Below are 25326 nucleotides of genomic sequence, written 5' to 3' on the forward strand. Positions count from 1 at the left end.
AAAAGTGCCGCCCGATGGGCGGCATTTTTTATGGGTTTTAAAATGGTTTGATTTAATCAATCATCGCGATTCAGGCGCTAAACGAATTTTATTACAGGAGACCAGAAACAGTGTGGATACTAAAATAGTCTGCGATTTGAACTTGTCAGATTGACTGGTTCCTTTACCCATTGAATCGAGTGACCTGTTTGTGGGTAATGCTAAAAGTCATGCAAGGATGTCAGTGAGATAACGTAGTGTCAGGAGGACATAATGATTTCACGTATTTTGGGAATTGGCTGCCTTACCAGTATCTGCTTGCCAACAGCATGGGCGGCGGATTGCCCGAACAGGCAACCGGGGCAGCATCTAGAGTTTCTTGGGCGTTCGGCTGACAATTCGGTATCACTATGGCTTTCAAGTCCAGGTTCCGGGGGAATTTTCGCCTCTCTGCTCCCGGGGTATCTGAAATCGATAGTTGGAATGCAAACCTCGCGTCGTTGCACTTGAGTGTCTCACCTGTAGTACATGATGACCTTAACGGGACTCACAAACTGGATTTCCTCAATGCGGATGGTTCTTTCAACTGCTTCCTCGATTCGAGAAACCAGACCAATCCGGTATTTCCAAATATTCCCCCGATCGATGGGGGAGATAGTAACGGTGGCACTGGTGGCGGAACCAGAGGTGGTGGCGGCAGCAATGGAGGAAGTGGTGGCGGAACCGGAGGTGGGGATGGCGGCAATGGTGGAACTGGTGGCGGAACCGGCGGTGGGGATGGCAGCAATGGTGGTAGTGGTGGTGGCACCGGTGGTGGGAGTGACCCGATCCGCAATATTGTGACCAGTATCAGTGCAGATGCCTTGATGGGCTATTTGAGCGGCTCCCTCAGTATTTCAGATCGTGTCGTTGTCGGGCTTGACCAATTTGAAGATATTGCCGGTCAAAAGGGGTTGTGGCAGGTATGGACTGATGTACGCCATACCGGAGTCTCCGATGATCGTAACGAGATAAACACATCCGGACATGCCAACAGCTTTTTGATCGGTATACACAGATCCCTTGGTAAAGACGGGCTGGGCGGTATTGCATTTGCCAATAGCAAAACCTCTCTTGGCACGTTTGGCAGTTCGGTACGAAATGAGGGGGACAGCTTCTTTGTTGGGCCATATGGCGGCTATAGGCTAGATACGCACTGGCTGCTGGATGGCTGGGCTGCATGGGGACGAACTGATAACGATACCGAACTCGATGTACTTAAAGGGAGTTTCAAGACAACGACCGGGTTGATCTCAGCCAACCTGACCGGTGGCTACGATGTTGGTGAATATCTGCTGCGGCCCAAGCTTGCCCTCTTTTACAGTCACAATAAATCCGATGCGTTTGATTACACAGGCTCATTGCCTTATGCAAACCAGATTTATAACGTGACATTGCGGGTTAATGAAAACTCTTTTGAATATGCCACCAGTGAAGCATCAGGGGATATCAGTCGTATTTTCACCACCACCGATGGTGTTCAAATTATACCGGCCCTGCGTCTTGGGGTTCGTTATGATATTGAGCGTCCCAATGATGGTCAGATCCTGAATGAAAATCTGACAATGGAAAGTACGACTCCGTGGAGTGGATCTGCACGGATTGCACTGGCGGTAGCCCCTCAGCGTCATCAGCGTTTTGAAGTGATTACCGGTTATTACAGTATCGGGCGTCAGGACCTTGACCTCTGGGATATTAGATTTAACGCCGCAGTGAATTTTTAACTTACATGGGGAGATAAAAGTACCGATAACTTGGTCGGCACTTTGATTTAAATTACTTGTATGGAGATGGTATTCACCTGACAGTTGCCAACAAAAGGGAGTGGTCATACGGCTTCATACCGAATAACAAACTGCATCCCTTGTGGTGGCCCGTGAGAGCCTTATTTAGTTGATGGATATATCCACAAATGGGTGTGTCAGGAGTGCCGAATAGCTAGAGACGGATATCCGGATGTAGGGCTGAAAAGGGAAAATGTGTGCGCAGGAACGTCAGCTTTGCGAAATAGCAAAAAGGCACCCGAGGGTGCCTTTTTCACAATCTGAGTGGCTTGCCTATCAGGCAGCTGCTTTCAGCTGTACGGCGGCGGCTTTCTTGTGATCGCCGATCGGCATCACGGTGCGGCCGAACTGCTCGTTGATCACGGTGGCCATGGCCAGGTAGATGGCGCTGGCGCCACAGATGATGCCTTCGAAACCGGCGATGGTGCCGATCAGGGTGCTGCCGGTGAAGTCACGGGCGGCCAGCAGGAAGAACAGCACGGTCAGGGAGGCGAACACGAACTGCTTGGCGCGCGGGTAGTTGATGGTACCAACCAGCATGAACAGGGTGAACATGCCCCACATCAGCAGATACCAACCCATATAGGCGTGCGGAGTCGCTTCGGCCAGACCCATGGTCGGCATGACGAGCAGGACAACCAAGCTCAGCCAGAACAGGCCGTAGGAGGTGAACGCGGTCACACCGAAGGTGTTGCCACGCTTGTACTCCATGATGCCAGCGATGATCTGGGCGATGCCGCCGTAGCACAGGCCCATGGCCAGGATCATGGCGCTGATGGGGAAGAAACCTGCGTTATGGATGTTCAGCAGGATGGTGGTCATACCGAAACCCATCAGACCCAGAGGGGCAGGGTTGGCCAATTTTTCGCTCACGTGGCGTTCTCCAAAAATAGAGGTGGGGGTTAACAAAAGACGCGCGATTTTAGGCAGGCTGTGGCGCGCCCGCAAGGGGGCAAGGGGGATAAATCGTAAAAAAACTACGTGATTATTTGCATCAGAGGCCAAATGCTCACCAGGATAGGCTGTTTGGTGAGCAAAAGGTGTCAAAATAGTTGAGAGGTTGTATTTTTATTACGCATTTGCGCAGTGCGGCGGCCTTACTGATCAAGTGTCAGGATCACTTTGGCTTCCTTGTCTTCTTCTTTGACCTGGCTGTCGAGCACGAACAGCCGCTCCGGGGCGATCCCCTGGCTGTCGACCAGAAACTCCTTGGTATTTTGCGCCCGGCGCATGGCGAGATTGCGCAGGGATTTGGCGGTGATGAGCTGCTGATCCCGCAGCAGGATCACCGCCTGGGCCCGCAGTGCCGCGCTCTCTTCATCCAGATGGAGCCGATCGGCCAGATCATCCAGGTCTTCGCCAAAGCGCTCTTCATAGGCCCGGGCCAGCGCCTCTTGCAGGGCTGAGTCCTGTTCCAGCAGGTCGAGATCCGCCTGATTGCCGGTGAGCTTGGCCAGTACCCGCTCCAGCTTTTGCCGTTGCAGGATGGGGCGCTCCTCGTTGAAGTTGACCTTGCCGCGAATGTTCATGCTGAGCTTGGGTCTATCCTTAAGGGCCTGCGCCAGCTTGACCAGTTTCTCCTGCTGGGTGGGGGTGAGATCGGGATCCCCCAGCAGGAAGGGGAGCTCGTCGAGATCTTCGGTGCCATCGGCCAGCGAGGCGAGCAGGGAGAAGGGTGAGGTGATCGCCTTGCTCAGGGTGTTGCCCAGCACATCCCAGAAGATATTTCCGATGCTGAAGTCCGGTTGATCGAGATCGCCCTTCACCTTGAGGTTCATCTGTATCACCCCGTTGGCATCGCTCAGCAGGGCGATGGCCAACCCCAGCGGGAGATCCTTGGCCTGCTCGCTCTTGATCTTCTCGCCCAGTTGCAGCTTCTTGATGGTGATGTCGTTATCCCCCTCCAGCCGGTTGCCCTCCAGCTTGTAGTGCAGCTTCATGGAGAGCTGCCCCTTGTCGATGGCATAACCGGCATAGGTGCCCGAATAGGGGGTAAAGGTGGTGAGTTCCAGATTGTGGAAGGCCACCGCGATGTCGAGGATCGGGTTGGCGACCAGCAAGTTGGTACCGCCGCGAATGGTCACCGGCGCATAGCGATCCACCTTGCCGTTGAAGGCGAGATCGGAGCGTTGCCCCGGAATATTGCTGATATGGCGGCTCTGGCCGCCCAGCGAGGCGATATCGGCCACAAAATCCTGACTCAGGCTGCGATCGGCAAAGCGCAGGTTGCCCTGCTCGGTGCGCAGCTGGTCGATGGTGAAACGAAAGTCGGGAGCCTTGCTGCCTGCCGCCGCTTGAGTGCTGTTGGCTGCCGCCGGTTGCGGCAACAGCAGCTGTTGCAGGTTGGTGGTGCCATCTTCGTTGATCTCGATGCGGGCGAAGGGCTTGTTCAGAGCAATGTCCTTGATCCGCATCTGCTGGCTGATGCCGTCGTACGTCAGACCGGTGAGAGCCAGGGTGTTGAACTCCAGCAGCCGCTGATTGTCTGCCCGATCGACTACTTTGAGCCCGTTGATATCGAGCCCCCCTTGCAGGGTCAGCTTGCTCAGATCTCCCTGTGCGGTGGTGGCGAGATCAAGGCGGGTCTTGCTGCTCAGCAGCCCGTTTTGCACCTTGATGCGTACCAGGTCGGCCAGATAGGGCTGTGCCAGCGTCAGGGGTAGCCCCTGCTGGTTGATGTCGCCGCTTAAGGTGAAAGGAGTCAGGGTCAGTTGGCCATCAAAGGCGAGGGGGCTGCTCTGGTTGAACTGGGTGGCCAGAGTCAGTTTGCTCGGTTGCTCCCCCTTGCTGCCCAGTGGCCCCAACGCCAGCTTGAGGCCGGAGAGCTGGCGTGCCTGCGGTTTGCCGCTGCTCGATTCGGTGAGAGTGAGATCGCCCTTGTCGATAAGGATCTGCTTGATCTGCCACTGCCAGGGTTTGTCTGGCGCATGCTTCTTGCCGTTACCGGCTGTCTTTGCTTGTTGTGCCGACTTGGGCGCCGCATTGTTGGCCACCTCGTTTGCGGCGTGGGCCCCTTTGACGGGCTTGGCGGGGGCCTGTTCAATCAGCAAGTCAGCCAGATCCAGCTCCTGCTGTGGGTTGAGGGTGGCCTTGAGCAGGGGCTGTTGCAGGGTCACCTTGCCGATCTGGAGCGACTGTTTCTGGCCATCGGCTGCCAGCTCGCTAAGGGCCAACTGGCCGAAGCGGGCAAATTCGTCGCCCTTGTGTTTTTTAAGCTGCCAGTTGTCTAGCGTCAGCTTGCCTTTGGACAATTGCCACAGCACTCCTTGCTTGCCCTCTTTAAGCTGGTACTCCACCTCTGCATTGGCGTGGCCCTTGGCCAGATCCAGCTTGAGATAGGGTGCCCAGAGCGGGGCGAAGGGTTTCAGCTCGACCTGCTTGAGGCTCACCTTGCCCTGACCCATGCCGCTCATCACATCGAGTTTGCCGTGAGCGGCGAGGCTGCTTTTGCCGTTGATGGCGGCGTTCAGCTGATAGGCGGTCGGGTGATTTGCCTCGGTGCGCAGGTTATCGAGCTTGAGGGTCACTTTCTCCAGATTGAGGAGCGGCAACCAGCCGGGTTCGCTCTCCTTGCGCTGATCCTGATAGCGCACATGCCCGTCAGTGACATTGACACTTGCAATGTCGACCAGCAGCGGGGCTCTGGCTGTTTCGGGCTCGGGGGAGGGGGCAGGAGTGAGCAGGGTCGCTAGCGCATCGGTCAGATTGAGTCGAACCTCCCCTTTTTTGTCTGCCAGCCGTTGCAGCAGCACCACGGGTTTGGTCAGGGTGACGGCGGAAAGCACGACCCCTTTCTGCTGCCAGCTGGCTTGCAGGTTTGGGGTGATAAAGAGCTGTTCAAAACCGATGATAGGCTGCTGTTTGGCATCGAGCAGGGCAGTCGCGCCGAGGGTGAGAGAAGGGTTGCGCAGTCCTACATTAATCTCCCCCAGCATCAGTTGCAGGCCGTAGTGCTCGGCCAGCCAGCCGGGCAGATAGCGCTGGATCAGACGGGGGGTTTGCCACAGCAGCAGGGTGATCAGGATAAGAAGCAGCAGGAAAGCGTAGGCAAGGTAGCGCAGCAAGCGGAGCTTGGGGGACGCGGGCTCGGTGGTGTTCATTTGGTGCACTCCCATTTGGTTCCCGCCATGGTACAGAAAAGCTGGATAGTAATCATGGGGTTGCGTGCTGTTGTACGCCGTACTTTGTCCAAAGGCGATCCAGTTCACCCTTTTGTTGCAGCGCTGCCAGCCACTGTTCCAGCTGGGCAGGGGTAATGGGGGCCTCAGGGTGAAGGATGGCGCGGTGTTGATACTGTTGATCCCATTTTTGCGAGATCAGCAGCTGGTCGGCTGTGTCGGGATTGGCCTGCAGATACTGGTTAAGGTATGAAACGTTGAGAATGGCTACCTCGCCGCGCCCTTTGAGTAGTGCTTGCAGGGCGCTGACGTTGTCTTTGACCAGGGTGATATTGAGCTTGCGCTGCAGGTAGATAGGATCGGCATTGAACTGGCCGACGCCGTAGTGATAGCCGGTCACCCCGATGAGGTGATGGCTGGCAGGATCGTCAAAAAAGCGCTGATCCCGGCCCGCTTTGTTCAGGGCCACATAGACCTCGCCACCACCGAGGAAGGGGGTTGTCATCTTGAATTTATCGGTGTCCCAGCCCCACTTGGTGTCTTCAAACAGCATCAGCGAGAAACGGCCCAGATCGAGCGCCTTGTAACGGTTGGCGGCCGAGGTGGGAACAAAGACGAAGGTCACCTCTTTCTGTACGGCATTGAGCTGGTCGATAAGCTCCAGGGTCAGTCCTTCATAGCGGGAATCGGGGAGTTTGACCACAAAGGGGGCATAGGGGTATCCACCAACCTTGATGAGGGGATGGCTCCAGCCAAAGAGGCTGAACAAGAGCAAAAACCAGCACCAATATCTCATGGGATCCCCAAGGCAATAGCTTGCTCCCAGATTCGGTTAATCTGCGCCAGTTTTCAAGCTGTTAAGGGAATTAACACAGCGCTGTTCGGCGGCCTCCAGCTCGGCCATCACCATCTGGATATCCTCCAGTTGCTGGCGCAGGGCGCCGCGTTTTGCCTCGATCAGCTGGATCATGGAGTGGAGCTGGGTTTTGCTCGATTTGTCGGTGTCGTACATATCGAACAGCTCGCGGATCTCGGCCAGGCTAAACCCCAGCCGTTTGCCGCGCAGGGTCAACTTGAGCCGGATCTTGTCCCGGTGGCTGTAGATGCGGGTTTGCCCCTCCCGCAGCGGGGTGAGCAGCCCCTCATCCTCGTAGTAGCGGATGGTGCGCGGCGTGACATCGAACTCGTGGGCCAGCTCCGAAATGCTGTAGGTGATCTCCTTGCCGGGCAGGGAACGGGACATGGTCATGACTCCTGTTGCTGGGAGTGTGGCTGGCAGAGGCGGGCACGCAGCCGTTCGGCATTGGCGTGCAAGGCCTGACCGACCCGCGAGCCGTTGGGGCGACCGAGCTGCTCGCTGACCCACTGGCCGGTGGCCGCCAGTTTGTCGAGATCCACCCCGGTCGTCATGCCAAGGCCGCGCAGCAGGTAGACCACCTCTTCTGACGCCACATTGCCGGAGGCGCCCGGCGCATAGGGGCAGCCGCCAAGCCCCGCCACCGAGCAGTCGATGGTGCGAATACCCCGCTCCAGCGCGGGCAGCAGGTTGGCCAAGCCTTGACCGTAGGTGTCGTGAAAATGGACCGCGAGCCGCCCCGCCGGGATCTCGTGCAGCACCGCATCCAGCATGGTCGCCACCGTGCCCGGGGTGCCGACGCCGATGGTGTCCCCCAGCGAAATTTCGTGGCAGCCGAGATCCAGCAACTGCTCGGCCATGGCGGCGACCCGTTTCGGGCGGGTCGGGCCATCAAACGGGCAGGCGATGACGGTGGAGAGATAGCCGCGCACCTTGATGCCGAGGCGGCGTGCTTCCTGCACCAGCGGGGCGAAGCGCACCAGCGACTCCTCCACGCTGATGCCGATATTGGCGCGGGTAAAACCGTCGGAGCAGGCGGTAAAGAGGCCAATCTCGTCGGCACGGGCGGCAATGGCAGCCTGCAAGCCTTGCAGATTGGGTACCAGAGCGCCGTAACGGGTCGGCCCCTTGCGCGGCAGTGCCTGAAAAAGTGCGGCGGAGTCTGCCATCTGCGGCACTTTTTTCGCAGAGACAAAGGCGCCGACCTCGATGCGCTGCAGACCGCTGTCGGCCAGTCGCTGGATCAGCTCCAGCCGCTGTACCAAGGAGAGGGGGGCAGCTTCATTTTGCAGACCATCTCGCGGCCCCATCTCCACCAGACTGACCTTGTCATCCGGCATGGCTGCTCCTCTGTTCATGACCTACTCGCTTGTTGGTTGATGGTGTTATGCTCCGAGGCTGTATCGGTATCGGCAAAGCGCACCAGCACGGCCCCCTGACTTACCTGCTCGCCCTGTTTGCACTGCAGGGCTTCAATTACCCCGTTCCGCTCTGCACACAGCTGGTGTTCCATCTTCATCGCCTCCAGCACCAGCAGAGGTTGCCCCTTGTTGACAGCTTGCCCCTGCTCGACCAGCACGGCTACCACGATACCGTGCATGGGGGCGATGGCGCCCTGCGCCTTCTCATTTTCCTGATCATGGTGGTGACTGTGCTGCTGATCATCAGCAGTGAAACGGATGCGCTGGCCCCCTAGGGGCATGATGAAGGTTGCCTCCGAGCCTAGGACCGTCTGAATGGGGATCTGCTGCCAGCAGCCACCCTGTTGCAGCCGGATATGCTCGTCACCTCGCTGGTAGCAACGGTTTTCCCCTTGCCACTCAAACTGGCCGTCACGATCGCGAAGGGTCAATACCCGGCGCTCATCACCGATGCGCACCGACGCTGTCCAGCAATGATCCGGCCCCAGTCGAAATCCGCAGATTTGCTGCCAGGGGGAGGTGCCGGCAGAGCGGCTCGCCAACCAGAGGGTGGCCAGCGGCCAGGCGAGCTCAGGAATGGGCTGTGCTGAGGTGGGAATGGGCCACTGGGTATGGTGGCCCATGGCCAGGACGTCGGGCTCTTCACACAGGCGCAGCAGCAGCTGGCCGTTGTGGACCAGCGGCCCGAGATCCAGTGCCGCCAGCGCATCTGCCAGTTTGGCGAACGCCTCGGCGCGGTTCTGGCCGTGGGCGATCAGCTTGGCGATCATGGGGTCGTAATATGGGCTCACCTCATCGCCAGCGGTAACGCCGGTGTCGATGCGCACGCCAACGGGCCAGTGGAGCCAGTGGATAGGCCCGCTGGCGGGCAGAAAACCGGCCGCCACATCTTCGGCGTAGAGGCGCGCCTCCACTGCATGGCCGCGCAGCACCACTTCCTCCTGGGTGAGTGGTAGCGGCTTGCCTTCGGCTACGGCCAGCTGCCAGGCCACCAGATCCTGCCCGGTTACGGCTTCGGTGACCGGATGCTCCACCTGCAGCCGGGTGTTCATCTCCATAAAGAAGAACTCATCCTTGCAGAGCAGAAACTCGATGGTGCCCGCCCCCTGATAGTGGATGGCTTTGGCAGCTGCCACGGCCGCATCCCCCATGGCGCGGCGCAGAGCCGGAGGGATGTCGGGGGCTGGCGCCTCTTCGATCACCTTCTGATGGCGTCGCTGCAAGGAGCAATCCCTGTCCCCCAGATAGATGGTGTTGCCGAGGCTATCGGCAAAGACCTGTACTTCCACATGGCGAGCCTGGGGCAGATAGCGCTCGAGCAGTACCAGATCATCGCCAAAGGCAGCCTTGGCCTCCCGCTTGACTGCCGCCAGCGACTCGTCAAAGTCAGCCAGCTGATCGACCCGCCGCATCCCCTTGCCACCACCGCCGCTGGCCGCCTTGATAAGTAGCGGGAAGCCCACCAGGCTTGCCTGATCGCGCAAGAAGTCCGGCTGCTGATCCGTGCCGTGATAGCCAGGCAGCACAGGTACACCGGCAGCCTGCATCAGCGCCTTGGCGCCCGATTTGTCGCCCATAGCGAGAATGGCGGCGCCGCTTGGGCCGACAAAGCGCAGGCCGCGCTGTTCGCAGGCGGTGGCAAAATCGCTGTTTTCCGACAGAAAGCCGTAACCGGGATGGATGGCATCGGCGCGCGCCTCTTTGGCAATCTTCAGCACCCTGCCGGTGTCGAGATAACTCTCTCTGGCCGGTGCTGGCCCCAGATGCCAGGCCTCATCGGCCAGACGGGTGTGCATGGCGTGGGCGTCGGCATCGGAGTAGAGGGCGATGGTGTGGATGCCGAGGCGTTTCGCCGTCTTGATGATGCGCACGGCGATTTCGCCGCGATTGGCGATCAGCAGGCGCTTGATCAGAGTGTGATGGGTCATGTCTCATCCTTGAAAGGGGGACGCCAGGCGGGAGGGCGTTTGTCGAAGAAGGCCTGCATCCCCTCCTGAGCTTCGAGCCCCACCCGAACCCGGGCAATGATCTCGACGGTTTTCTCTTCGTGCAGGCGGGAAGGATGGTCTTCTATCGCCGCCAGCAGCCGTTTGGTCTCTTTCATCGCTTCCGGCCCATTGCGGCACAGACGAAGGGCTTGCGCCCGTCCCTCCGCCAGCAGTTGATCCGGTTGGCAGAGTTGATGCGCCACATTGAGCCGACAGGCGGTAATGGCATCGAACGGTTCGGCACTGAGCATGTAGCGGCGCGCCTGACGCATTCCCATGGCGCGTACCACGTAGGGGCTGATCACCGCAGGTACCAGACCTAGGCTCACCTCGGAGAGGCAGAAGCGGGCGTCGTCGCTGGCCAGCACCAGATCGCAAGCGCAGATGAGGCCCAGCGCCCCGCCGTAGGCGGCCCCTTGCACCAGCGCTACCGTGGGGAAGGGAAGTTCGTCGAGGGTCTGCATCAGCCGCGCGAGTACCCGGGCGTCTTCGCGATTGTGTTCGAAATCAGCGTGGGCCAGATTGCGCATCCAGTTGAGGTCGGCGCCCGCGCAGAAGTGTTTGCCCTCGGCCCGCAGCAGCAAAGCATGAGGACGTTCGGCGAGAGCATGACCATGGAGATGGGCCAGGTCATCGAGGCAGTCGAGCAGCCCTAGCATCAGGTTGGCATCAAAGGCGTTATGGCGGGCCGGTCGCGACAGCACCAGCTCAGCCAGCGGGCCGTGCCGCTCCAGCCGAAACGGGCCCTGTGTTGAAGAGCCAAGTGCTGAGGAAGTAAGTGGATCTGACATAGTTTTGCTCCTTACATCCGGAAGATGCCGTACTGCTCGGGAGCAATGCGGGCACCCTGACATGCGGCGAGCGCCAGCGCCAGCACGATGCGGCTCTGGGCCGGGTCGATGACGCCATCATCCCACAGGCGAGCGCTGGCGTAGTAGGGGTGACCCTGCCGCTCATACTGCTCGATCACCGGAGCGCGGATGGCGGCTGCCTCCTGCTCGCTCAGACTCTTGCCCTCGGCGGCCAGCTTGTCCCGACGCACCTGTACCAGCACTCCGGCAGCTTGCTCGCCCCCCATGACGGAGATGCGGCTGTTGGGCCAGCTAAAGAGAAAATCGGGTTCATAGGCGCGGCCGCACATGCCGTAGTTGCCGGCACCGAAGCTGCCACCGACTATCAGAGTGATCTTGGGCACCCGGCTGCAGGCCACGGCGGTGACCAGCTTGGCGCCGTGCTTGGCGATCCCCTCTTTTTCCGCGCTACTCCCCACCATAAAACCGGTGATGTTCTGTAAAAAGAGCAGCGGGATAGAGCGGCGGTTACAGAGCTGGATAAAGTGAGCCCCCTTCTGGGCACTGTCGCTGTGCAGCACGCCGTTGTTGGCGAGGATCCCCACTTCCATGCCGCAAATACGGGCAAAGCCGGTCACCAGTGTGGTGCCGAACAGCGCCTTGAATTCGTCAAAGTCAGAGCTATCCACCAGTCGTGCAATCAGTTCGCGGGCGTCGTAAGGGCGTTTGAGGCTGGTGCCCACCAGACCGTAGAGATCCTCTATGGGGTAGGTTGGCTCATCGTAACTTGGGCTGCCGGATGCCAAACCCGAGAGCGGAACATGGTCACTGCCCAGATGGGTGAGCAGGGTTCGGGCGATGGCTAGCGCGTGGGCATCGTCACGGGCCATATGATCAGCCACCCCAGAGTGGGCGCAGTGCACCTCGGCGCCGCCCAGTGCCTCGGCGCTGATCTCCTCGCCGGTGGCGGCCTTGACCAGCGGCGGGCCCGCCAGAAAGATGGTGGCCTGTTCCCTGACTATGATGGATTCGTCCGCCATGGCGGGCACATAGGCGCCGCCTGCGGTGCAGAGCCCCATCACCACCGCCAGCTGGGGGATGTTCTGGGCCGACATGCGGGCCTGGTTGTAGAAGATGCGACCAAAGTGATCCCGGTCGGGGAAAACCTCGTCCTGCATCGGCAGAAAGGCGCCGCCGGAATCCACCAGATAGAGGCAGGGGAGGCGCAGCCGCTCTGCAATGGCCTGGGCGCGCAGATGTTTTTTCACCGTGAGCGGGTAGTAGGTGCCGCCCTTCACTGTGGCATCGTTCACCACCATCATGCAGAGCCTGCCCGAGACCCGGCCGATGCCGGTGATGATACCGGCGGCGGGCACCGGCTCGTCATAGACCTGCCAGCCAGCCAGCGCCGAGAGTTCGAGAAACGGGGAGCCCGGGTCCAGCAGCTGATTGATGCGCTCGCGGGGCAGCAGCTTGCCTCGAGCCTGATGGCGGGCGTTGTTGGCCGCGCCGCCTCCTTGGGCGCTCTCGGCAATGCGTGCATGGAGATCATCGACCAGCACCTGCATGGCGGCCCGATTGGCTGCATATTCCGGGCTCGCCGTGTCGAGGCGGGAGTGGATCCTGCTCATGCGTTCTCTCCCATCAGCTCGCGACCAATCAGCCAGCGGCGGATCTCCGAAGTGCCGGCGCCGATCTCGTAGAGCTTGGCGTCCCGTAGCAGGCGGCCGGTGGGGTATTCGTTGATATAGCCGTTGCCGCCCAGTAGCTGGATGGCATCGAGCGCCATCTGGGTGGCATTTTCGGCGGCAAACAGGATAGCAGCGGCGCAATCCTTGCGGCTGGTGCGACCCTGATCGCAGGCGCTCGCCACCGAGTAGACCAGCGCCCGGCTGCTGGCGAGGCGGGTATACATGTCGGCGAGCTTGCCCTGCACCAGCTGGAACTCGCCGATGGCTTGACCAAACTGCTTGCGCTCACGCACATAGGGCAGCACTACATCCATGCAGGCCTGCATGATGCCAAGGGGGCCCGCAGCCAGCACCACCCGCTCGTAATCGAGCCCGCTCATCAGCACCTTGACCCCGCCGTGCAGGGTGCCCAGCAGGTTCTCCTGCGGCACTCGGCAGTTGTCGAACACCAGCTCGCAGGTGCTGGAGCCGCGCATCCCCAGCTTGTCGAGCTTCTGGGCGGTAGAAAAACCGGGAGTGCCGGCTTCAACGATAAAGGCAGAAATTCCTTTGGGGCCCGCACTGGTATCTGTCTTGGCATAGATGACGAAGGTGTCGGCATCGGGCCCGTTGGTGATCCACATCTTGTTGCCGTTCAGCACGAAGTGATCGCCCTCGCGCTCCGCGGTGAGGCGCATGCTCACCACATCGGACCCGGCGCCCGGCTCGCTCATGGCTAGCGCCCCCACATGCTCGCCGCTCACCAGCGGGGGGAGGTAGCGCGCTTTTTGCTCCGCCGTGCCGTGGCGGTGGATCTGATTGATGCAGAGATTGGAGTGGGCGCCGTAGGAGAGGCCGACCGAGGCGCTGGCGCGGCTTACCTGTTCCATCACCAGCACGTGGGCCAGATAGCCGAGGTTCACCCCATCATACTCCTCCGCCACCGTGATGCCGTGCAGCCCCAGTTCACCCATCCGGGGCCAGAGATCACGGGGAAAGGCGTTGCTCTGATCGATCTCGCTGGCGCGCGGGGCGATCACTTTCTGGCAGAAGGCCGCAACCTGTTCGGTCAGGGCATTCAGGGTCTCATCCATCTGCATCCATGCTCTCCTTGCGGATATGACAATCGGGTAGGAAGGTGGGTTCGACCGGCTGACTCGGCGTTACGGCTGGCAGTGGTCGGTCCATTTTGTACTTCACTTCTGCCATAAGTTTACGTTAGCGTAAACGTAAATCAATTGTTAATCTGTTGTGTGTCGATAAAGCGGTGGTAGTGAGAGTGTCATCAGCTACCACGACAACAGCGCCATAGTGGCAGATCCGACTGACGCAGCGTGTGGGCGCCGCGTCATAAAGCACTAACTCAGGAAAATAAGCGCGGGGCAACAAGGGAGCGAACGACAAGATGGATTTTACCCTGACCGATGATCAACAGGCGTATGTGGAGGCGGCCGCCGCCTTTGCCGATGAGGCGCTCAAACCTCATGCCGCGCGCTGGGACAAGGAGCATGAGTTTCCGATCCCGACCATCAAGCAGGCGGCCGGGCTAGGTTTTTGTGGTCTCTATACCCCGGAGCCGTTTGGCGGATTGGGGCTGCCGCGCCTCGATGCGAGCCTCATCTTCGAACGCCTCGCCATGGGCTGTACCTCGACCACGGCGTATCTGACTATCCACAACATGGTGAGCTGGATGCTGGGTAGCTGGTTGCCCACCGAGGTTGCCAAGGAGTGGGTGCCCAAACTGGCCAGCGGCGAGCTGCTGGGCTCCTATTGCCTCACCGAGCCGGGGGCGGGTTCCGATGCGGCGGCACTCAAGACCCGAGCCACTCGCGAGGGTGATAGCTACCTCATCGAGGGAACCAAGGTCTTTATCTCGGGAGCGGGCAGCACTGACGTGCTGGTGGTGATGGCCCGTACCGGTGGTGAAGGTGCGAAGGGGATCTCTGCCTTTATGGTGCCGGCTAATGCCCCCGGCGTGAGCTATGGCAAGGCAGAAGAGAAGATGGGCTGGAACAGCCAGCCGACCCGGGAGGTTGTTTTCAACGGGGTTCGCATTCCTGCCTGTTATCGGTTGGGCGAAGAGGGGGAAGGGTTCAAGTTCGCCATGCAGGCCCTCGATGGGGGGCGCATCAATATTGCCACCTGTTCGGTGGGCACCGCCCAGCAGGCGCTGGACGATGCGCTGGCTTATGTGCAGCAGCGCCAGCAATTTGGTCACCCGATCAGCGAATTCCAGAGCGTGCAGTTTCGCCTGGCCGATATGGCGACCGAGCTGGCTGCCGCCCGTTTGCTGGTACGTCAGGCCGCCGACAAGCTGGATCGCGGGGCACCGGACAAGAGTGCCTGGTGTGCCATGGCCAAACGGTTTGCTACCGATGTGGGTTATCGAATCTGTGATGAGGCTCTGCAACTCTTTGGCGGCTATGGTTATATCCGCGAGTATCCGCTCGAGCGCTATCTGCGCGATACCCGGGTACACCGCATTCTGGAGGGCACCAACGAGGTGATGCGACTCATCATCGCGCGCCGCATGCTGGCCGATCCCGGTTTGTCGCTGGGCTAACCGGTGGTCGCATCAAGGGTGTGTTGCCTGCCACCCGATTTGCACCATGCCATGCCGGTTTCGGCTTTGTGAGCCAGCCACAGGTTGGTGTCATTCAAGCCTGTCATCATGGCGGCAGCTTCATCGACAAGGACAATGCTATGACAAGGATCAGACTCGAATATCATGGCCACGTGGCCTATATCACCCTCGACCATCCCCCTGCCAACACCTGGACCCTCGCCAGCCTGCAGGCCTTTTTGCAGATGATGGTGGAGCTCGACAGTCGTCCCGACGTGGTGGCGCTGGTGATCCGTGGTGCGGGCGACAAATTTTTCTGCGCCGGTGCCGACCTCAATATGTTTGTCGAGGGGAATGTCGAGCTGGCCCGTGAAGTAGCCGAGGCCTTTGGCAAGGCCTTCGAGGCGCTGGCCCGTTTTCACGGCGTCAGTATCGCCGCCATCAATGGTTATGCCATGGGCGGTGGCCTGGAAGTGGCGCTGGCCTGTGATATCCGCATCGCCGAGCAGCAGGCGTTGCTGGGACTGCCGGAAGCCTCGGTGGGCTTGCTTCCCTGTGCCGGTGGCACCCAGCGCCTGACCGAGCTGGTGGGGCCGGGCTGGGCCAAGCGGATGATCCTCTGCGGTGAGAAGGTGAGTGCCTCGCTGGCCTACGAGATGGGGCTGGTGGAGGAGGTGGTGAAAACCGGTCAGGCGTGGGAGGCCGCCCATCAGATGGCCCATCTGGTAGAGCGTCAGAGCCCGAGCGCCCTGCGCGCCTGCAAAACCCTGATCAATCAGGGCCGCAGTGGCCCGCGGGATGCCGCCTTGCCCCTTGAGCGGTCGCTGTTTCTCGATCTCTTTAGCGATGCCAATCAGCGTGAAGGGGTGGCAGCTTTCCTGGAGAAACGCTTACCGCGCTGGCAATATGGCCCAACAGAATAAATCCATACGGAGCCGTTTATGAGTGAGCCGGTCAAGGTTAGCTGTTATCCCACCGAAGATGGCCATCAGATCGGGGTGTTGACCCTCGACAGCCCTGCGTCTCTCAACGCATTGAGCCTGCCGATGATCCAGATCCTGCAACAGACGCTGACCCGTTGGGAGCAGGATCCCGCCATTGTCTGTGTGCTGCTGCAGGGGGCGGGTGAGAAGGCTTTTTGTGCCGGTGGCGATATCCGCTCCTTCTATTACCGCAAACAGGAGACAAGCGGATCGGAACTGTTCGAATATGCCCGCGACTTTTTCGAGCAGGAGTACCGGCTCGACCACCACATCCATTCTTACCGCAAGCCCCTGATCTGCGTGGCGGACGGTATCTGCATGGGGGGCGGTATTGGCCTGTGTGCCGGAGCCGATTTTCGGGTTGTCACCGAAAGAAGCCTGTTCGCCATGCCGGAGGTGACTATAGGACTCTACCCCGACGTGGGGGCAAGCTGGTTTTTAAGCCGGATGCCGGGGCGACTCGGGCTCTGGCTCGGTCTGACTGGCGCCCGCTTCAACGGGAGTGATGCCATCGGTCTTGGGCTGGCGGATCACGCCATCGCCAGTGGCGAGCGCAGTGCGCTGCTGTCACACCTCGCCGTACTCGACTGGACTGGCAGTGGTGATCCCCGTGAGCAGATCGATCTGCTGTTCAGAGGGTTACATGGTGAGGTGGCGGCCCGCTTGCCTGCGCCTGTGCTGTTACCCCATCAACAGAGGATCGATACCCTGCTGGTGGGGCGCACGTTGCAAGGGGTATTGGCGCGGTTGTTCGAGGCTCAGTTCGATGAACAGGAGGCGGTACTCCAGCAGGCGCAGCAGCTCTGCCGCACCGGCAGCCCCATCAGCCGCGCCATTTTGTGGCGTCAATATTGGCAGGCTCGCCGCAACTCACTGGCAGAGGTATTTGCCGAGGAGCTGACCCTCTCGGTCAACTGTGTGCTCAAGGGGGATTTTGTGGAAGGGGTACGGGCACTGCTGATCGACAAGGATAAAGATCCCCGCTGGCAACAGTTGCCACCGGAGGGGGAGTGGCTGGACGAGTTCTATCGCTGGCCGCAGGGGCGCAATCCGTTGGCCTGCAAGGAATAACATCTTGGCAACCGGCGGACGCCGCCATCAGCAACGCAAGGAGCAAGCGGGATGACAAGGATAGGGTTTATCGGGCTCGGCAACATGGGGGGGCCCATGGCGGCCAATCTGGCCAGGGCCGGGCACAGGGTGCAGGTGTTTGATCTGGTTGCCCAAAACATTGAGCGCGCCATCGCCGCTGGCTGCATCGCAGCGGGGGATGCCCGTGAGGCGGTGACCGGCTGCGAGGTGGTGATCAGCATGCTACCTGCGGGGGAGCATGTGCGCGATCTTTGGTTGTCTGAGGGGCAGGATCTGCTGGCGGCCCTGCCGGTTGGTGCACTGGTGATCGACTGCTCCACTATCGATGTCGACTCTGCCCGTCAGGTCGGGGAGGCGGCCCGCGCGCGCGGTTTGCGCTTTATTGATGCCCCCGTATCGGGCGGTGTCGCCGGTGCGGCCGCTGGGACGCTCACCTTTATCGTTGGCGGCGACGCGGCAGATTTCGAGGCGGCGAAATCCCTGCTCGCCTGCATGGGGCAGAACCTGTTTCACGCAGGGACGCTGGGGGCGGGGCAGATCGCCAAGATGTGCAACAACATGCTGCTTGCGATCCATATGGCGGGTACCGCCGAGGCGCTGGCCCTCGGGGTGAAGGAGGGACTGGATCCCGCCGTGCTCTCTACCATCATGGGCAAGAGCTCCGGCAACAACTGGAGTCTGGAGCGCTACAACCCCTGGCCCGGGGTGATGGAGAATGTCCCTGCTGCCCGTAACTATCAGGGGGGCTTTATGACCCGTTTGATGGTGAAAGATTTGGGATTGGCCATGGCGCTGGCCGAGCATGGCCACAGCGCTGTGCCCATGGGGGCGCTCGCGCGTAACCTGTTCAACCTGCATGCCGCTCAGGGGCAGGGGAGCCGCGATTTCTCCAGCATCGTCGAACTCTATCTGGATAAACAGGATCCCGCCTGACGGGCCACCTCTCTTCAAGGCATCTCCCTTCGACCAGCTACAAGGAGCATTGATGGATATCAAAGATAAGGTCATCGTTATTACCGGCGCCGGACGTGGCTTGGGACGGGCCATTGCGCTGGCCCTGGGCGCACAGGGGTCGACGCTGGGGCTGCTAGACATCAATCGCGCCGATCTGGAGGCTACCGCAGCCCTGGTGCGCAGTCAGAATGATCAGTGCGATCAAGATAGTCAGTGCGAGCTGTTTGTCTGCAATGTGGCGAGCGAAGCCGAGGTAGAAGCCGCGTTTGCCGCCATCAAAGGGCGTTTTGGCGTGCTGCACGGTCTTATCAACTGCGCCGGCATTCTGCGCGATGGCATGCTGATCAAGGTGAAAGAGGGTGAGCTGGTGGAGAAGATGACGCTGGCCCAGTGGCAGAGCGTGATTGACGTCAACCTCACAGGTACCTTCCTCTGTGGGCGCGAAGGGGCGGCGCTGATGGCCCAAGGGGGGCAGGGGGGCGTCATCATCAACATCTCCTCCATCGCCCGCGCTGGCAATATTGGCCAGAGCAACTATGCCGCCAGCAAGGCGGGGGTTGCCTCGCTGGTGGTGACCTGGGCGCGGGAGTTGGCGCGCCATGGCATTCGGGTGATGGGGATTGCCCCCGGGGTGTTTGCCACCGACATGACGGCGGCGATGAAGCCGGAGGCGATGGCGCGGATGCAGCAGGCCATTCCGGTCGGCACCCTTGGCGATGCGCAACAGCTGGCCGAGACGGTGAGCTTTATTTTTGCCAACGACTATCTGTCGGGAAGGATGATAGAACTGGATGGCGGTTTGCGTTTATAGGGATTTACATAATGGGCCCCGGTGTTTCCACCGGGGCTTTTTTATGCAGATTATTTATACAGAGAGTGCCTGAATGGCGATGCATAGGAACCATGCGAGTCAGGTTGTGTTGGCAGAAAAATGAGAAATATCAATGGGTCTTGGTTAATTTGAGCCAGCTCACAGGCCATATGGGTCAGTGCTGTAAAATTGCGCGCGGTCAAGGCGGTGCATGATTGACGAGACGAGGGATTGCGGTCGGAATAGTCATGCAATATAGTTGCCGCCTTTTTCACGGGGTCAGGATTCCCAGCCCCTCCCATATTGCGCGCAGTATGAATACGGACGCTCTGCCGCCGCCTAAATAAACAGGATTGAAATGGACAAGAAACTAGGGCTGGGCGCCCTCATTTCGCTGGTGATCGGCTCCATGGTCGGCGCCGGGGTCTTCAGTCTGCCACAAAACATTGCTGCGCATGCCAGTGCCGGGGCGGTCGCCCTGGGTTGGGCCATCACCGGTCTGGGCATGATCTGTCTCGCGCTGGTTTATCAGAACCTCTCCATGCGCCGCCCCGATCTCGATGGCGGTATCTTCAGCTATGCCAAAGCCGGTTTCGGCGATTTTATCGGCTTCAACGCCGCCTGGGGTTACTGGCTCTGCCAACTGCTGGCCAACGTCTCCTACGCCATCGTAGTGTTTAGCGCCCTGAGCTACTTCTTCGATACACCTGACAACGTCATCTTCGGTGACGGCAATACGCCGGTGGCCATCACGCTGGCCTCCATCCTGATCTGGTCGGTGCATGCGCTGGTGCTGCGCGGGGTACAGGTTGCTGCACTGGTGAATATCGTCACTACCATCGCCAAGATGGTGCCGCTCATCGTCTTCTGTGTTGCGATCCTGCTGGCCTTCAACATGGATACCTTCACTCTGGATATCTGGGGCCAGAACAACATGGAGCTGGGCTCCGTGATGGATCAGGTCAAGTCCACCATGAAGGTGACCCTCTGGGTCTTTATCGGGATTGAAGGGGCCGTGGTGGTCTCTGCCCGTGCCCGTCATCGCAAGGATGTGGGCCGCGCTACCGTGCTGGCGTTGCTCGGCGCCCTGACGCTTTACGTGATGGTGACCCTGTTCTCGCTGGGTGTCATGAGCCAGCCGCAACTGGCGGCGCTCAAGAACCCTTCGACCGCCATGATCCTCGAGGCCGTGGTCGGCCCCTGGGGCGCCTGGCTTATCAACATCGGTCTGGTGGTGTCGGTGATGGGGGCTCTGCTCAGCTGGACCGTGCTGGCCGCTGAAGTGCCCTACATCGCGGGCAAGACCGGTGTGTTCCCGGGCTGGTTTGCCAAGGAGAACAAGAACGGCTCGCCGCAGGTGTCCCTCTGGTGCTCTACCTGTCTGGTGCAGATCTTCCTGATCATCATCTACTTCCAGAGCAGCACCTATCTGGCGCTGGTCAACATCGCAACCTCGGCGGCGCTGGTGCCCTACGTTTTCTCCGGTGCCTATGGCCTGAAGCTGGCATTGAAAGGGGAGACCTATCAGGGTCAACCTCATCAACGCAAGCGTGACCTGCTGCTGGCCCTGGTGGCGACGGTTTACGGCTGCTGGCTGGTCTACGCAGCCGGTGTGGAGTACCTGTTGCTGGTGGCGCTGCTCTATAGTCCGGGCATCTTCATCTACTGGAAGGCGCGTCAGCATCACGGTCTGCGCGGCCTTAACCGGTTGGAGCAGGGGATGACGGCGGCCCTGCTCGGCTGTGCCGTACTGGCCTTCTACAAGGTGATGGACGGTACCATTCCACTGCACTAACCGGCACAATGAAGAGATGGCCCTCGCGCCATCTCTTTTTTTTCATGCAGATATCCACTGTTGCTCGGCCGTGTTGGCCAGTTTTTGTTTAACACAGGAATTTTTATGCTGTTTATGGGTTACCTCCTGCTGGGCGCCTTTGCCGGTATGCTGGCGGGACTGTTCGGGATCGGCGGCGGTCTTATCATTGTCCCCGTGCTGGTCATGACCTTTCGCGCCCAGGGCATCGACCCTGAAATCATTACCCATCTGGCCCTCGGCACCTCGTTGCCCACCATGATCTTTACCGGATTCAGTTCGCTGCGGGCCCACCGGGAGGCGGGCGCCGTCGATTGGGTGATGATCCGCCGACTCGGCGCCGGCATGCTGATCGGGGGCTGGCTTGGCGGCATGACCGCCAATCTGCTCAGCACCAGCACCCTCAATATCATCATCGGTTGTTTCGCCTGGAGCATGGCGCTACAGATGGGGCTTAACCTTAAACCCAAAGCGGAGCGCCATATGCCGGGGCCGCTCGGCACAGGCATTGCCGGTACCATCATTGGCTGGATGTCAGCCCTGTTTGGTATTGGCGGTGGCTCGCTCACGGTCCCTTATCTGAGCTGGAACTCGGTGCCAATGCGCAATGCGGTAGCGGCCTCTGCAGCCTGCAGCATGCCCATCGCGCTGGCGGGGAGCCTCAGCTACCTCTATGCGGGTTGGGATCATGCCGATCTGCCCGAGTGGAGTGTGGGCTACATCTATCTGCCCGCCCTGCTGGGCATTGTGCTGACCAGTACCCAGTTCGCCCGCATTGGCGCCAAGCTGGCACACCGCCTGTCACCCACACGCCTCAAGCAGGCCTTTGCCCTGCTGATGCTGCTGGTAGGGGCGAAATTTATGTTGTTTAGCTGATTCATTCGGCAGATTGTTGAAAAATAAGGCAAACGATCTGTTGGAGGGTAGAAAGCCGTTGCATTGAACGCCCAGTTTGCCTATTCTCCTCGCCGGTGGTCCTATTGGTCCTCTCGCATTGATAACCCGTCGACCTGGTCAGGACCGGAAGGTAGCAGCCAAGGCGGGGGACTCGAGTGCCGGGATGTGGCTGGTAGGGCCACCACTTTTTTCTGCAATTCAATAAGTTAGCTTCCTAAAGCCCTTGGTCATCCACTTTGTGTGGACGACGAGGAGCTCATCGATGAATCTCTGGCTCAGTCCCCACGGCCTCTGGTATTACCGGAAAGTCACCACGCTCCCCTGTGGTCGTCGTAAAGAGATCAAAAAATCCCTGCATACCCGAGACAAACCGACGGCCCGTGCAGCTGTTGCGAAGTGGCTTGCCTGTGTGCGTTCTAAAGCTAAGCCAGTTGTGCAACCCACAAGCGAGCCAGATAACCCTCAACCTCAGCCGAATATCAAGCCTGCTGTTCCGGCGGCCAAACCGCTTGCTTCGCTGTTGTCGGTCTCGTGTGACCGCTAGCAAAAAGAGAAGGCCCTCTCCTGGGCACCGAAAGAGCTCAGCAACCAGAAGAACTACATCGGCTGCTTCATCAAGGCGCTGGGTGAAATTGCACTGTGCGATGGCGAATGGATTTGCTAACGGATGGGTCAACTTACTGGTCAAGCGTGACGGGCCTTAGTCGGCTGCCATTGCCGACCACCATGGAGGCGGCGGTCAGTAACAGGGCGCTGCCCATAAAGGTGGCGCTGATAGAGAAAGAGTCCAGCAACCAGCCCCCCACGGCGGCCCCCAATGTGATGGATAGCTGAATGGCGGCGACCATCAGACCACCGCCGCTCTCTGGCGTGTCGGCGATGCCCTGGGTGATCCAGGCGGACCAGGCGACCGGAATGGCGGAGTTGAGCGTCCCCCAGAGGATCAGCATCAGGGCCACCCCCCAGAAGTGATGCGCCACCGTCAGCAGCGCCAGGGTGATAACGCCGAGCACCAGCGGCAACCAACGCAGCATCCGGTAGAGATGGCGGTGCAGCAGCATGCTTACCGCTGTGGTGCCGACAAAACCGGCTAGCCCCAAAGCCAGCAGCAGCGCCGAGAGTTGTGGCAGGTCGACCTGGGTGCGTGTTTCCAGGAAGGGGCGAAAATAGGTAAAAGCACTGAAGGCGCCGGCAAAGGTCAGCGTCACGCCCATGATGGCAATGGCGACGTTGGGTCTGCGCATAAGGCGAAATGCGCTGTGCGGGCGTGCTTGGGGGTGCATGGAAGGCAGGCAAAGTACCATCCACAGCAGGTTGATCACTACCAACGGTACCAGCAGCCAGAACACGCCTCGCCAGCCGATCAGTCCACCCAAGTAACTGCCAATGGGGGCCGCAAAGGCGGTCGCGACCGCATTGCCGGTATACAGGATGCCCAACGCTTTGGGGACGGATTGGCTGGAGACCAACCGCATGATGGTGGCGGTTGCCAGCGCCCAAAACCCGCCGATAACGATCCCGAGCAGAGCGCGTGCCACCATCAGCACGGTAAAGTTGGGGCTTAGGGCGATCACGATTAAAGAGGTCAGCATCATGACGACTAGCCCCATGAGCACATGACGTCGGTCCAGCCTGTGAGATAGAGGTGCGATCAGCAAACTGGTCGGGACGGCAAACAGGCCGGAGATGGCAATAGCAAGACCGGCCATGCCATTGCTGGCACCTAGATCGGTGGCGATCGGCGTCAGCAGGCTGACCGGCATAAACTCGGCGGCAATGAGCAGTGCCACACACAGGGACATGGCAGCAACCGCAGACCAGTGTTCGTTGACGACAGCGGATGTATGTGATGATAACAATGTTACGTTCATGGCATGACCTGAAAGTGAAATATGGGCTTATTCGATTGCTTCGATCGTGATGCTGGCGGCCGAGGTTGTGGTCAGGTGGGAGAGACCCGATTCAATGCGCCCTAACTTAATCAGTCCGGTCGAATAGCCAAAGTCCCGATAGAAGATCGCCAGATTGCCCCACGGGGCGTAATAGGTGAGATCCCCCACGTTCGGGTCAATGCCTTTTGGGGCGCCCTATGTGGTCAATTTCCGGGGCAGATAAGCAATCTTCTCGGTGTCGGCGTAATCCTCGAGGGGCAGTGTCAGGGGGAGCATGGCAAAAAAGTCCCGGGCGCTGTGACTATCTTCCAGGGTGGCCGTGATGATCTGGCTGGCTATCGTCATCTTGATGTTCATACTATCTGCCTTGTTCTGAGCCTTAGCACTTGTAGCGGTTGCTGTGCTGGTCACCCCCAGCAACAGAGCCATCGCGCCAACAAACACTCCTCTGATCATTGAGCTTCTCCCTATGTGACGTGAATAGTGGCGTCGAAACCAGTGAGAAAACGCGGCGAAGAGGCCGCCGCGTTTTCGACGCTTACTTCATGTTGGTCTTGAAGAACTGCTCGAACTTGGCGAACGGGATCTTGCCAGCCTGGTTGTCATACAGGTCGACATGATTGGCGCCAGGCACAACGACCAGCTCTTTTTGCTTGCTGCCAACGGCCTTGAAGGCATCTTCGGCAAAGTAACGAGAGTGAGCCTGCTCACCGGTCACGATCAGGGTGGGAATGGATATTTCGCTTGCATAGCTCAGCAGCGGCATATTCATGAATGACAGCGGCATGGTAGTGGTCCAGGCCCCGTTGGAGTTGACAGAACGGGCATGGAAACCACGCGGTACACGGTAGTAATCGAAGAACTCCTTGAGTACCGGGTGCGGGTTTTCCGGCAGAACCTCTGGCAGGGTACGGGCGGCAGCGGTGACATTTCCCTTGTCATCGACATAGAGGTCGTGATTGCTATGGGCATAGGTGCCACTTTCCGCATCTTTCCAGCGTTGTTCATTCAGGTATGCCAGCACGGCGCGGCGATCGGCGGTGGAAAATCGATCCTTGCCATCGCCCACCCCATGCCCCATGGCCCGGCTCATGTCATACATCACGCTGGTTGCCACCGTCTTGATGCGGGTGTCGCCAGCGGCGGCATTGAGGGCCATGCCACCCCAGCCGCAAATCCCCAGTAGACCGATACGGTTGCGGTCGACCTCTTTTTGCAGGCCGAGAAAATCGACGGCGGCGCTGAAATCTTCGGTGTTGATGTCTGGCGAGGCCACATCACGGGGCTGGCCGCCACTCTCACCGGTGTAAGAGGGGTCAAACGCCAGCGTGACAAAACCACGCTCAGCCAGGGTCTGGGCATAGAGGCCGCTCGACTGCTCTTTTACGGCACCAAATGGGCCGCTCAGAGCAATGGCCGCCAGCTTGGCGTCTCCCCGGTTTTTCGGCAGATAGAGGTCAGCCACCAGAGTGATGCCGTAACGGTTCTTGAAGGTGACCTTGCGATGATCGACCTTGTCGCTTTGGGTGAAAGTCTTGTCCCATTGGGTGACCATGGAGACAGGTTCAGTGGGGTTGGTTGTTTGGGCATGAATCAATGTAGAGACTCCGGTTAATGCGGCGCCCAGCAGCAGGGTAGACGCGATAGCTGTCAGTTTCTTGGGGAGAACATTCAT

20 protein-coding genes, 1 other RNA gene and 1 pseudogene are annotated in these 25326 nt (G+C 59.6%); 10 read left to right on the forward strand and 12 right to left on the reverse strand.

The window, feature by feature from the left end:
* Positions 1–389 precede the first annotated feature (389 nt).
* Positions 390–1742, forward strand: coding sequence for an autotransporter outer membrane beta-barrel domain-containing protein (locus ACTG20_RS11330; RefSeq protein WP_194496136.1), 1353 nt, complete (start codon positions 390–392; stop codon positions 1740–1742).
* Positions 1743–2078: 336 nt separating this feature from the next.
* Here the strand turns inward: ACTG20_RS11330 and ACTG20_RS11335 are convergent, their stop codons facing one another.
* The 9 genes from ACTG20_RS11335 to ACTG20_RS11375 form a co-directional block, all read right to left on the reverse strand.
* Positions 2079–2675, reverse strand: coding sequence for an acetate uptake transporter (locus ACTG20_RS11335; RefSeq protein WP_021230311.1), 597 nt, complete (start codon positions 2673–2675; stop codon positions 2079–2081).
* Between the two features lie 224 nt (positions 2676–2899).
* Positions 2900–5902 (reverse strand): DUF748 domain-containing protein, encoded by a 3003-nt coding sequence (locus ACTG20_RS11340; RefSeq protein WP_439987651.1) that lies wholly within the window; start codon positions 5900–5902, stop codon positions 2900–2902.
* 52 nt (positions 5903–5954) lie between these two features.
* Entirely contained in the window at positions 5955–6716 is a 762-nt protein-coding gene (locus ACTG20_RS11345; RefSeq protein ID WP_439987652.1) for a substrate-binding periplasmic protein, read from the reverse strand.
* Between the two features lie 36 nt (positions 6717–6752).
* The gene (locus ACTG20_RS11350) at positions 6753–7163 is read right to left on the reverse strand and encodes a MerR family transcriptional regulator (protein ID WP_005336945.1); all 411 of its coding nucleotides are present in this window, start codon (positions 7161–7163) and stop codon (positions 6753–6755) included.
* Between the two features lie 2 nt (positions 7164–7165).
* Positions 7166–8116 carry a hydroxymethylglutaryl-CoA lyase gene (locus ACTG20_RS11355; RefSeq protein ID WP_439987883.1) on the reverse strand — a complete coding sequence of 317 codons (951 nt, stop codon included), beginning with the start codon at positions 8114–8116 and terminating at the stop codon, positions 7166–7168.
* A 14-nt stretch (positions 8117–8130) separates the two neighbouring features.
* Positions 8131–10125 carry an acetyl/propionyl/methylcrotonyl-CoA carboxylase subunit alpha gene (locus tag ACTG20_RS11360; protein WP_194496141.1) on the reverse strand — a complete coding sequence of 665 codons (1995 nt, stop codon included), beginning with the start codon at positions 10123–10125 and terminating at the stop codon, positions 8131–8133.
* Positions 10122–10976, reverse strand: a complete 855-nt coding sequence (locus tag ACTG20_RS11365; RefSeq protein WP_194496142.1) for an enoyl-CoA hydratase-related protein — start codon at positions 10974–10976, stop codon at positions 10122–10124. Before ACTG20_RS11365 ends, ACTG20_RS11360 begins: the two co-directional genes overlap by 4 nt.
* A gap of 11 nt (positions 10977–10987) precedes the next feature.
* Positions 10988–12607, reverse strand: a complete 1620-nt coding sequence (locus ACTG20_RS11370) for a carboxyl transferase domain-containing protein (protein WP_194496143.1) — start codon at positions 12605–12607, stop codon at positions 10988–10990.
* Positions 12604–13746, reverse strand: a complete 1143-nt coding sequence (locus ACTG20_RS11375; RefSeq protein WP_100645989.1) for an isovaleryl-CoA dehydrogenase — start codon at positions 13744–13746, stop codon at positions 12604–12606. Before ACTG20_RS11375 ends, ACTG20_RS11370 begins: the two co-directional genes overlap by 4 nt.
* Before the next feature lie 305 nt (positions 13747–14051).
* On the opposite strand from ACTG20_RS11375, the gene ACTG20_RS11380 reads away from it, so the two are divergent.
* The 9 genes from ACTG20_RS11380 to ACTG20_RS11420 all read left to right on the forward strand — a co-directional run bounded on the left by ACTG20_RS11380 (position 14052) and on the right by ACTG20_RS11420 (position 22303).
* On the forward strand, positions 14052–15209 hold the full coding sequence (locus tag ACTG20_RS11380) for an acyl-CoA dehydrogenase family protein (protein ID WP_194496144.1): 1158 nt from the start codon (positions 14052–14054) through the stop codon (positions 15207–15209).
* A gap of 140 nt (positions 15210–15349) precedes the next feature.
* On the forward strand, positions 15350–16132 hold the full coding sequence (locus ACTG20_RS11385) for an enoyl-CoA hydratase (RefSeq protein WP_005336930.1): 783 nt from the start codon (positions 15350–15352) through the stop codon (positions 16130–16132).
* Between the two features lie 18 nt (positions 16133–16150).
* A complete protein-coding gene (locus ACTG20_RS11390; protein WP_194496145.1) occupies positions 16151–17263 on the forward strand; it encodes an enoyl-CoA hydratase/isomerase family protein in 1113 nt (370 codons plus the stop codon).
* A gap of 51 nt (positions 17264–17314) precedes the next feature.
* Positions 17315–18217: a 3-hydroxyisobutyrate dehydrogenase gene (gene mmsB / locus ACTG20_RS11395; RefSeq protein WP_194496146.1), complete on the forward strand. Its 903-nt coding sequence runs from the start codon at positions 17315–17317 to the stop codon at positions 18215–18217.
* Positions 18218–18269: 52 nt separating this feature from the next.
* Positions 18270–19049 carry an SDR family NAD(P)-dependent oxidoreductase gene (locus ACTG20_RS11400; protein ID WP_194496147.1) on the forward strand — a complete coding sequence of 260 codons (780 nt, stop codon included), beginning with the start codon at positions 18270–18272 and terminating at the stop codon, positions 19047–19049.
* 358 nt (positions 19050–19407) lie between these two features.
* A complete protein-coding gene (gene arcD / locus ACTG20_RS11405; RefSeq protein ID WP_005336921.1) occupies positions 19408–20844 on the forward strand; it encodes an arginine-ornithine antiporter in 1437 nt (478 codons plus the stop codon).
* Between the two features lie 105 nt (positions 20845–20949).
* The gene (locus tag ACTG20_RS11410; protein WP_005360120.1) at positions 20950–21738 is read left to right on the forward strand and encodes a sulfite exporter TauE/SafE family protein; all 789 of its coding nucleotides are present in this window, start codon (positions 20950–20952) and stop codon (positions 21736–21738) included.
* A 102-nt stretch (positions 21739–21840) separates the two neighbouring features.
* An RNA gene (ffs, locus tag ACTG20_RS11415) (signal recognition particle sRNA small type) lies at positions 21841–21937 on the forward strand.
* Positions 21938–22021: 84 nt separating this feature from the next.
* Positions 22022–22303, forward strand: a complete 282-nt coding sequence (locus ACTG20_RS11420; RefSeq protein ID WP_234915344.1) for a hypothetical protein — start codon at positions 22022–22024, stop codon at positions 22301–22303.
* Between the two features lie 133 nt (positions 22304–22436).
* On the opposite strand, the gene ACTG20_RS11425 is transcribed toward ACTG20_RS11420, so the two are convergent.
* The 3 genes and pseudogenes from ACTG20_RS11425 to ACTG20_RS11435 all read right to left on the reverse strand — a co-directional run bounded on the left by ACTG20_RS11425 (position 22437) and on the right by ACTG20_RS11435 (position 25326).
* Positions 22437–23561, reverse strand: a complete 1125-nt coding sequence (locus ACTG20_RS11425) for an MFS transporter (protein ID WP_234915345.1) — start codon at positions 23559–23561, stop codon at positions 22437–22439.
* A 96-nt stretch (positions 23562–23657) separates the two neighbouring features.
* A pseudogene (locus ACTG20_RS11430) lies at positions 23658–24107 on the reverse strand (cyclophilin-like fold protein).
* 82 nt (positions 24108–24189) lie between these two features.
* Complete coding sequence (locus ACTG20_RS11435) at positions 24190–25326, reverse strand: alpha/beta hydrolase (protein ID WP_194496149.1); 1137 nt, start codon at positions 25324–25326, stop codon at positions 24190–24192.

It is taken from the genome of Aeromonas sp. 84A (genome assembly GCF_051919345.1).
Classification (GTDB): Bacteria; Pseudomonadota; Gammaproteobacteria; order Enterobacterales; family Aeromonadaceae; genus Aeromonas; species Aeromonas veronii.